The sequence below is a fragment of the Monashia sp. HAY1-2A genome, from assembly GCF_056755315.1.
The window spans coordinates 1-8452 of record NZ_JBNDHY010000177.1 but is presented as its reverse complement, the minus strand read 5'-3'; the positions used below and the strand labels follow the sequence as shown (position 1 = coordinate 8452).

At 74.0% G+C, this 8452-nt stretch carries 9 protein-coding genes and 4 tRNA genes; 11 read left to right on the top strand and 2 right to left on the bottom strand.

The window, feature by feature from the left end; genetic code table 11:
- Position 1: 1 nt before the first annotated feature.
- The 10 genes from ACPYOM_RS19225 (at position 2) to ACPYOM_RS19180 (ending at position 5069) form a co-directional block, all read left to right on the top strand.
- A tRNA-Gly gene (locus tag ACPYOM_RS19225) sits at positions 2-77 on the top strand.
- Positions 78-156: 79 nt separating this feature from the next.
- A tRNA-Val gene (locus tag ACPYOM_RS19220) sits at positions 157-231 on the top strand.
- Positions 232-284: 53 nt separating this feature from the next.
- Positions 285-360 (top strand) — tRNA-Gly (locus ACPYOM_RS19215).
- Between the two features lie 60 nt (positions 361-420).
- Positions 421-1392, top strand: coding sequence for a non-homologous end-joining DNA ligase (gene ligD, locus ACPYOM_RS19210; protein ID WP_481347186.1), 972 nt, complete (start codon positions 421-423; stop codon positions 1390-1392).
- Positions 1393-1458: 66 nt separating this feature from the next.
- A complete protein-coding gene (locus tag ACPYOM_RS19205) occupies positions 1459-2484 on the top strand; it encodes a chorismate-binding protein (RefSeq protein ID WP_481347185.1) in 1026 nt (341 codons plus the stop codon).
- Positions 2485-2554: 70 nt separating this feature from the next.
- On the top strand, positions 2555-3400 hold the full coding sequence (locus tag ACPYOM_RS19200) for an aminotransferase class IV (RefSeq protein ID WP_481343803.1): 846 nt from the start codon (positions 2555-2557) through the stop codon (positions 3398-3400).
- On the top strand, positions 3397-3888 hold the full coding sequence (locus ACPYOM_RS19195) for a TIGR02611 family protein (RefSeq protein ID WP_481347184.1): 492 nt from the start codon (positions 3397-3399) through the stop codon (positions 3886-3888). Before ACPYOM_RS19200 ends, ACPYOM_RS19195 begins: the two co-directional genes overlap by 4 nt.
- 122 nt (positions 3889-4010) lie before the next feature.
- A tRNA-Val gene (locus ACPYOM_RS19190) sits at positions 4011-4087 on the top strand.
- An 81-nt stretch (positions 4088-4168) separates the two neighbouring features.
- On the top strand, positions 4169-4519 hold the full coding sequence (locus ACPYOM_RS19185; protein WP_481347183.1) for a hypothetical protein: 351 nt from the start codon (positions 4169-4171) through the stop codon (positions 4517-4519).
- A gap of 28 nt (positions 4520-4547) precedes the next feature.
- Positions 4548-5069 (top strand): flavin reductase family protein, encoded by a 522-nt coding sequence (locus ACPYOM_RS19180; RefSeq protein WP_481343806.1) that lies wholly within the window; start codon positions 4548-4550, stop codon positions 5067-5069.
- A 32-nt stretch (positions 5070-5101) separates the two neighbouring features.
- On the opposite strand, the gene ACPYOM_RS19175 is transcribed toward ACPYOM_RS19180, so the two are convergent.
- Both ACPYOM_RS19175 and ACPYOM_RS19170 read right to left on the bottom strand, forming a co-directional pair.
- The gene (locus ACPYOM_RS19175) at positions 5102-7048 is read right to left on the bottom strand and encodes an acyl-CoA dehydrogenase family protein (RefSeq protein ID WP_481347182.1); all 1947 of its coding nucleotides are present in this window, start codon (positions 7046-7048) and stop codon (positions 5102-5104) included.
- Positions 7038-7739 (bottom strand): TetR/AcrR family transcriptional regulator, encoded by a 702-nt coding sequence (locus ACPYOM_RS19170; protein WP_481347181.1) that lies wholly within the window; start codon positions 7737-7739, stop codon positions 7038-7040. The genes ACPYOM_RS19175 and ACPYOM_RS19170 overlap by 11 nt, the downstream gene beginning before the upstream one ends.
- A 110-nt stretch (positions 7740-7849) precedes the next feature.
- Between ACPYOM_RS19170 and ACPYOM_RS19165 the strand changes: the two genes are divergently transcribed.
- Positions 7850-8452: thiolase family protein (locus ACPYOM_RS19165; protein ID WP_481347180.1), on the top strand; the 603-nt coding region annotated here is incomplete at its 3' end.

Genomic DNA, 8452 nt, shown 5'->3' with positions numbered 1-8452 from the left:
CGCGGACGTAGCTCAGTTGGTAGAGCGCAACCTTGCCAAGGTTGAGGTCGCCGGTTCGAGCCCGGTCGTCCGCTCCACGCAGGAGGGCCTCACGACCTGGTCGTGGGGCTCTCCGGTGGGTGGCCCGGTCCTCAGCGGCCGGCCGCCCACGACCGAGGGCGATTGGCGCAGTGGTAGCGCGCTTCCTTGACACGGAAGAGGTCACTGGTTCAAACCCAGTATCGCCCACCACCGGACGCCGCGTCCGGCCCGCACCGGGCCGGGCGTCGCGGGCCCGGTGGCGTGCGGACGTAACTCAGTTGGTAGAGCGCAACCTTGCCAAGGTTGAGGTCGCCGGTTCGAGCCCGGTCGTCCGCTCCACGTGGGGCCGGGGCCCGAGGGTCCCGGCCTTCGTCGTCCCGCCGCCCTAGAGTGAGGCCCATGGCCGCGTCGCGCAGCACCCCTGCCACCGAGGTGGACGTCGACGGGCTGCCCGTGCGCGTCAGCAACCCGGACCGGGTCTACTTCTCCGAGCGCGGCGAGACCAAGCTCGACCTCGTCGAGTACTACCGGTCGGTGGGCCCCGGCATCGTCAACGCCCTGCGCGAGCGGCCGTGCATGCTCCATCGCTTCCCCAAGGGCGTCGACGGCCAGAAGGTGCACCAGAAGCGGCTGCCCGCCGGCGCCCCGCCCTGGGTCGAGACCGTCCGGCTGCACTTCCCGCGGTACGGCCTGCACGCCGACGAGCTCTGCGTCACCAAGCTGGCCGACGTCGTCTGGGCGGTGCAGATGTCGACCGTCGAGTTCCACCCGTGGAACTCCCGGCGGGCGGACACCGAGAAGCCCGACGAGTGGCGCATAGACCTCGACCCCATGCCGAGGTGCGGTTTCGAGACCGTCCGTCGCGCGGCGGGCACGGTGCACGAGATCCTCGACGAGCTCGGGGCGGTGGGCTGGCCGAAGACCTCCGGCGGCAGGGGCCTGCACGTGTACGTGCGGATCGAGCCGCGCTGGGGTTTCAAGGAGGTCCGCCGCGGCGCCCTCGCCTTCGCCCGTGAGGTCGAGCGTCGCCTGCCCGACGACGTGACGACGACGTGGTGGCGCAAGGACCGCGCGCCGACCGACCTGTTCGTCGACTACAACCAGAACGCCCGCGACCACACCATCGCCGCTGCCTACAGCGTCCGCGGCACACCGCACGGCACCGTGTCGGCGCCGGTGCGCTGGGACGAGGTCCCCGACGTCCAGCCACCCGACCTGACCATCGCCACGATGCCGGCCCGGTTCGCCGAGCTCGGCGACCTGCACGCCGGCATCGACGAGGCCGTCTTCGACTTCACGCCGCTGCTCGAGTGGGCCGACCGCGACGAGCGCGAGGGCGTCGACACCCCGCCCGAGCCCGACGACGAGTGAGCGTCGACCCGGGACGGCCGCCCCCGGGCGTGACCTCCTGCGGCTGCCGGGCCCTACGATCTGCGGGTGGACCTCGCCCGCTTCGCCGACCGGGTCGCCACGACGGTCGTCGACGTCCGCCGTGGTCCGGACGCCCTGGACGCCCTCGACAGCGAGGGGTTCTGGGCCGTCGTCGCGACCTTCGAGGGCGAGGTCACGGCCGTCCGCTTCGCCGAGGTCGTCCCGGGTCCGCCCGCCCCGGCGGTCCGGCCCTGGGCGCCGTTGACGGGGGAGTGGACGACCTCCCTCGACCGGTCCGAGTACGTCGCCGCCGTGCGGGACGTCCGGCGCCGGATCGCCTCGGGCACGGTCTACCAGGTCAACATCTGCCGCGTCCTGAGCCACGAGCTGCGCGCCGACGCCGACCTCGACGGCTTGGATGCGCTTCTGCGGCAAGGGAACCCGGCTCCCTACGCCGCACGCATCCGCTGCGACGCGGCGGACCTCGACGTCGTCGGAGCATCGCCCGAGCTGTTCCTCTCGCGGGCCGACGGACGCGTCGTGACGCGTCCCATCAAGGGCACCGCACCGACGCCCGCGCTCATGCTGCCCAAGGACCACGCCGAGAACGTCATGATCGTCGACCTGATGCGCAACGACCTCTCCGGGGTCTGCCGACCGGGCACCGTCTCCGTCGACGCGCTGTGCGCCGTCGAGGAGCACCCCGGCCTCGTCCATCTCGTGTCGACGGTCAGCGGACGGCTGCGGCCCGACGCCGGCTGGCGGGCGGTCGCCACGGCGACCATGCCGCCCGGCTCGGTGAGCGGTGCCCCCAAGTCGAGCGCGCTGCGCGCCATCGCCGACCTCGAGACGGTGCCGCGTGGCCCCTACTGCGGTGCCGTCGGCTGGGTCGATGCCGACCGCGGCGAGGCCCGGCTCGCCGTCGGCATCCGCACGTTCTGGGCCGAGCGAGACGCCACCGGAGGGCGCTGGCTGCGCTTCGGCACCGGCGCGGGGATCACGTGGAGCTCGGACCCGGAGGGGGAGTGGGCCGAGACCGAGCTCAAGGCGGCCCGCCTCGTCGGGCTCGCGGCGGGCACTGTGACACCATGAGGCCACACCAGCAGGCCCCGGCCGGGCCCGATGCGTCCGGCCCCGACCTCCGCAGCGCAGCCGAGGAGCCATGAGCACGACCACACGCGTCTGGGTCGACGGGAGGATCGTCGACCCGACCGGGCCGGCGGTGTCGGCCCTCGACCACTCCGTCACCGTGGGCGACGGCGTCTTCGAGACCGCCAAGATCGTGGACGGGCACCCCTTCGCCCTGTCCCGCCACCACCGGCGCCTCGAGCGGTCCGCCGCCGGCCTCGGCCTGCCGCCCGTCGACCTCGCGTTCGTCGACAAGGGAGTGGCCGCCGTCCTCGACGGTGACCCGATCCCGTTCGGACGGCTGCGCTACAGCGTCACCGGGGGTGTCGGCCCCCTCGGCTCGGACCGCGGCGAGGCCGACCTGACCCACATCGTCCTGGCCGGGCCGCAGCCACGCCCGCCGGCGAGCGGCAAGCTCACCGTGGTGCCGTGGACGCGCAACGAGCGTTCCGCGGTCGTCGGGCTCAAGACGACGTCGTACGCCGAGAACGTCGTCGCCCTGGCCCGTGCGAAGCAGGTGGGGGCCATCGAGGCGGTCTTCGCCAACACCCGCGGCGAGCTGTGCGAGTGCACGGGGAGCAACGTGTTCGTCGTCGTCGACGGCGTCGTTCTCACTCCTCCCGCGGAGTCGGGGCTCCTCCTCGGCATCACGCGGGAGCTCGTCCTCGAGTGGGGTCGCGAGGCGGGCCTCGACGTGCGCGAGGAGACCCTGCCCGTGGAGGTCCTCGCCTCGGCCGACGAGGTGTTCATCACGAGCTCGACCAAGGACGTCCTGCCGGTCCACGCGGTCGACGACCGGGTGCTGCCGGCCGCCCACCCCGTCACCGACACCCTCCAGCGGGTCTTCCGCGAGGCCGCCGGGCGGGACCTCGACCCGTGACCGGGCCCGAGGACACCGGCCGCCGGACCCGGACCGACGCGCCGCAGCACCCGGACTACTCGGACCGGAACGTGACCCTCGATGCCGGCGAGGACCGCTGGGCCTGGCGGGCCCGTCTGCGGCGCAACCGCGTCACCCACCTCGTGTGGCGCACGGCCGTGGGGGTGGTCGGCGCGGTCGTCACCGTGGCCGGCCTCATCATGGTGCCGGCGCCCGGCCCGGGGTGGCTCGTCGTCTTCTTCGGGCTGCTCATCCTGGCCAGCGAGTTCGAGTTCGCCCAGCGCTGGCTGGACTTCGCCAGGCACCAGGTGAGCCGGTGGAACACGTGGATCATGGGGCAGGCGGCCTGGGTACGCGGCCTCGTGGCCCTCGGCACGCTCCTCATCGTGTGGGCGGTGCTGTGGGGCTACCTCGCCGTGGCCGGCATCCCCCAGTTCGTCCCGTCGTGGGCGGAGGACCTGCTGACCCGGCTGCCGGGGGTCGAGTGAGGCGGTCCGGCCCGCGCCGGTGACCGGTCGCCCGGGGCGGGGCGGCAGGGCGATTTCCACCACCGGTCCGGCACAGGCTATTGTTCCCTCCGTCGCCCCGACGCCGACGGCACCGGGCGCCCGGACGTGTAGCTCAGTTGGTTAGAGCGTTCGCTTCACACGCGAGAGGTCAGGGGTTCGAGTCCCTTCACGTCCACCACCGGGGCCCCCGGTCTGCGTCGCCGCAGGCCGGGGGCCTTCGTACACCCGCGCACGGCGCCGACGGACTAGCCTGAGCCGCATGAACGCTGCCGTGTCGAGCCTGTTCATCTACCCGGACTCCGACGCCCCCGGTCAGGAGCTCGACACCGTCGAGATGACGCCGGCCGGTCCGGCGGGCAACCGGGCCAAGAAGAACGCCGTCCACCTCGTGTCCGCGGCCGACTACGTCGAGACGCACCCGAAGGCCAACGTCGTGCTCGACATGGAGGCCTCCGTGCTCGAGGGGCTCGTCGGGCGCACCGTCCGTCTGGGCGAGTGCACCCTGCGCGTCACCCGCACGCCGTCGCAGTGCGCGGGCGTCTACGCAGAGGTCGTCGAGCCCGGCGAGGTCGCCGTCGAGGACCTCCTCCTCGTCGCCGAGCCGGAGTGAGCCGGGGCGAGCCGGGGACGACGCCGGCGTGACCATCCACTCGGAGCACCCCTTCCTTCCCCCGGAGCCGGAGCGCGACCCCGTGCGCCGGCTGCGCGCGCGGGTCGGCGCCACCGTGACGCTCTGGACGGCCGGCGCGGGGCCCGACCGGGCCGGCCTGACGGTGTCGTCCTACCTCGTCGCCGCGGGCCGTCCCGCGCGGGTCGTCGCCCTCCTGCACCCCGACTCCGACCTGCTGGAGCGCCTCGAGAGCGACGGCACGGCGGTCGTGGCCCTCCTGGAGTGGCGACACCGTGACGTCGCCGACGTCTTCGCCGGGATGCGCCCGGCTCCGGGCGGGCCGTTCCGCGGCGAGAGCTGGGAGCAGACGCCGTGGGGACCCCGGCTGCGGGCCGTGCCCACGTGGGCGGGGGTCCGGCTCGACCCCGGGGCGACGCACGAGGTCGGCTGGTCACGCCTCGTCGAGGCCGTCGTCGAGCACCTCGAGCTCGGCGACGACGAGGAGCCGCTCGTGCACCGACGAGGCCGGTACCAGCGGCCGGAGGCCTGAGCGGCTCGACCGCGAGCCCGGTGCCGACCGGGTCAGCCGCGAGCGAGGTCGCTCGTCATCTCCGTCGTCAGCCAGGCGTCCGGGATGCCGAAGCCCTCGACGAGGAGGCCTGCATGCGGACGAAGCTCCGTGCACGCCTCGTTGACGACCGCGGTCAGGGCCTTGGCACGGGCCGGGCTGAGCCGGTCGTGCTCGAGGTACCACGCCTTGTGGGCCTCGATCGTCGCGAGGGCGTGCAGGTCGCAGACCCGGGCCAGCAGGGTGCGCACCTGCGGCTCGTCGCACTCCTCGACGGCGGCCGCGAAGGACTCGGTGACGACACGCTCGACGTGGGCCCGCGCGGTGTCGACGAGGTGGTCCTGGCACGCGTTGAAGACCGCGAAGGCGTCGGCGTCGCGCGCCTCGGCGCGGCGCAGCCGCCGGGCCAGGCCCTCCAGCAGGTGCTCCTCACGCTCCCGCAGCAGGCGCAGCTGGGTACCACGTGCGGCGAGGGTGAGGTCCTCGTCCCGGCCGGGGGCGGCGTCGACGATGCGCTGGACGATGCCCCGGGCCGCGGTGCGCTCGAGGACGGTGCCGGCGGCCAGCCTGGCCCCGAACCGCACGATGCCCACGGTGTCGAGGTCGCCGAACGTGGACCGGTAGTCGGTGAGCAGCGACTTGGCGACGAGCTGCAGCAGGACGGTGTTGTCGCCCTCGAACGTCGTGAAGATGTCGGTGTCGGCCTTGAGCTGGGCCAGCCGGTTGGCGTACAGGTACCCGGCCCCGCCGCACAGCTCGCGGCACTCCTGGATCGTGTCCGTGGCGTGCCGGGTCGTCAGCGCCTTGACCCCGGCGGCGCTCGTCTCGAGACGACGCTGCGCCTCCTCACCCGGGGTGCGGCCGGCGAGGACGTCGTCCATCGCGCCGACGAGCTCGTGCTGGGCGAACTGGAGCGCGTACGCGGCGGCGATGCGCGGCACCAGCCGACGCTGGTAGGTCCGGTAGTCGAGCAGGGTCACCTCCTCGCCGCCCCCGGGAGGGGCGAACTGGCGACGCGCGAGCGCGTACCGCGTCGTCACCGCGAGGGCCGACCGGGCGCCGGCCCCGGCCCCGCCGGCCACGGAGATGCGGCCGCGGACCAGGGTGCCGAGCATGGTGAAGAACCGCCGCGAGGGGTTGTCGATGGGGCTCGTGTACCGCCCGTCGGCGTCGATGTCGCCGTAGCGACCGAGGAGGTTGGTGCGCGGGACGCGGACGTGGTCGAAGGACAGGCGGCCGTTGTCGACCCCGTCGAGGCCGAGCTTGGGGCCGCAGTCGGTGGCCGTGACCCCCGGGAGCGTCTGCCCCCGCTCGTCGCGCAGCGGCACGAGGACGCAGTGCACGCCCCGGGACTCGCCTCCCACGACGAGCTGCGCGAAGACGGCGGCGAGGCGGGCGTCGTGCGCCGCCCCGCCGATGTAGTCCTTGCGCGCGGCCGGGGTGGGAGAGTGCACGACGAGCTCCTCGCCCGCCGGGTCGTACGTGGCCGTGGTGAGCAGGGCCTGGACGTCGCTGCCGTGGCCGGTCTCGGTCATCGCGAAGCAGCCGAGCAGCTCGCCGCTGGTGATGCGCGGCACGAGGTGGTCGTGGCGCTCGGTGCCGAGCATCGACACGGCCCCGCCGAAGAGGCCCCACTGGACCCCCGCCTTGACGAAGAGCGACAGGTCGCCGTGCCCGAGCATCTCGAAGGCGGTCACCGAGTCGCCGTACTGTGCGCTGCCGCCTTGGTGCTCCGGAAAGCCCTGTGCCGCGAACGGTTCCGCGGCAAGACGTACCAGCTGACGGCGGACACGGGCGCGGTGCTCCTCGAGCGGCAGCGGCTCCGCGGGCGGGCCGAGGACCTCGGGGTCGAGCACGCGGCACCGCTCCCGCACGGCCCGACGCGGGCCGTCGAGGTAGGCCCGCAGGGCCTCCGCGGTCGGCGGCGTGGGCACCGGGAGGGGCATCGGTTCAGCGGACACGGCGGGTCTCCTCACGCGCGCTGACGGGGGACAGGACGGGGGACAGGACGGGGGCCAGGCCGTTCCACGCGAGGTCGGTCAGCGCCGCGACGACCTCGGCCCGCGGCGGGCGGTGCGCGGTGGCGAGCCAGTCGTCGGCAACGGCCCGGACCGACCCGACGAGGGCGATGGCCCAGGTGCGCGCCCGTCCGGGGTCGGCGGCCGAGGCCTCGAGCGAGCGCCGGAGCAGGTCGGTGAGCTGGTCGGCGACCTGCGCCACGGTGCCGCCGACGGGGTCGTCCGGCAGGGGCCGGTCGACGAGGGGCCGGTTGACGACGAAGCGGTAGACCTCGGTGTCGGACTCGACGAGGGCCAGGTAGGCCTCGACGGTCGAGGCGATGAGCCCTCGAGGGTCGGTGGCGATGTCGTCGGCGTCGGTGCGCGCGAGGGCGGCACCGACGTCCCTGACGACGCGCGCGTCGATGCGGGCGGCGACGGCCCGGTAGAGCCCGGCCCGGTCCTCGAAGTGCCGGTAGACGACGGTCTTGCTCGTGCCGGCCTCGGCGGCGATGTCGTCCATGCCGACCGTGGCGCCGTGGCGACGGATGGCGCGGATGGTGGCGTCGACGAGGGCGGCCCGACGTTCCTCGCGGTGGCGCTCCCACCGGGCGTCGCGACCGTCCCGCGGCGTCTGGTCCACGTCGGCGTCCATGTCTCGAAAGTAACAGGTACTTGCTGTATCGACTACTACGAGTTTCGGTTATCTTGGGTCGAGAGCCGACAGCACGTCACCGTTCACCCCACCGAGAGCAGGTACGACCCATGGCGTCCACGACCCCCGCCCGAGCCCCGCGCCGCGTCGCGGTCCTCGGCGGCAACCGCATCCCGTTCGCCCGCGCCAACGGGGCGTACGCGCAGGCCTCCAACCAGGACATGCTCACGGCCGCGGTCGACGGGCTCGTCGCCCGCCACGGCCTCGCGGGGGCGCGCCTCGGCGAGGTCGTCGCCGGCGCCGTCCTCAAGCACAGCCGCGACTTCAACCTCACCCGCGAGACCGTCCTCGGCACGCGACTGTCGCCGGCCACCCCGGCCTACGACGTCCAGCAGGCCTGCGGCACCGGCCTCGAGGCCACGATCCTCGTCGCGAACAAGATCGCCCTCGGGCAGGTCGACTCCGGCATCGCCGGGGGCGTCGACACCGCGAGCGACGCCCCGATCGCCGTCAGCGAGGGGCTGCGCCGCACCCTCCTCGCCGTCAACCGCGCCCGAACGCCCGGTGCCCGGGCCAAGGCACTCGCCGGCCTGCGCCCCGGTCACCTCGTGCCGTCCGCGCCCGAGAACGTCGAGCCGCGCACCGGCATGTCGATGGGCGAGCACATGGCCGTCACGGCTGCGCAGTGGGGCATCCCGCGCGAGGCCCAGGAC

Excerpts from the sequence above, each read along its gene's own strand:
- ligD (WP_481347186.1), top strand. The coding sequence starts at position 421 with ATGGCCGCGTCGCGCAGCACCCCTGCCACCGAGGTGGACGTCGACGGG.
- ACPYOM_RS19200 (WP_481343803.1), top strand. The coding sequence starts at position 2,555 with ATGAGCACGACCACACGCGTCTGGGTCGACGGGAGGATCGTCGACCCG.
- ACPYOM_RS19185 (WP_481347183.1), top strand. The coding sequence starts at position 4,169 with ATGAACGCTGCCGTGTCGAGCCTGTTCATCTACCCGGACTCCGACGCC.
- ACPYOM_RS19170 (WP_481347181.1), bottom strand. The coding sequence starts at position 7,739 with ATGGACGCCGACGTGGACCAGACGCCGCGGGACGGTCGCGACGCCCGG.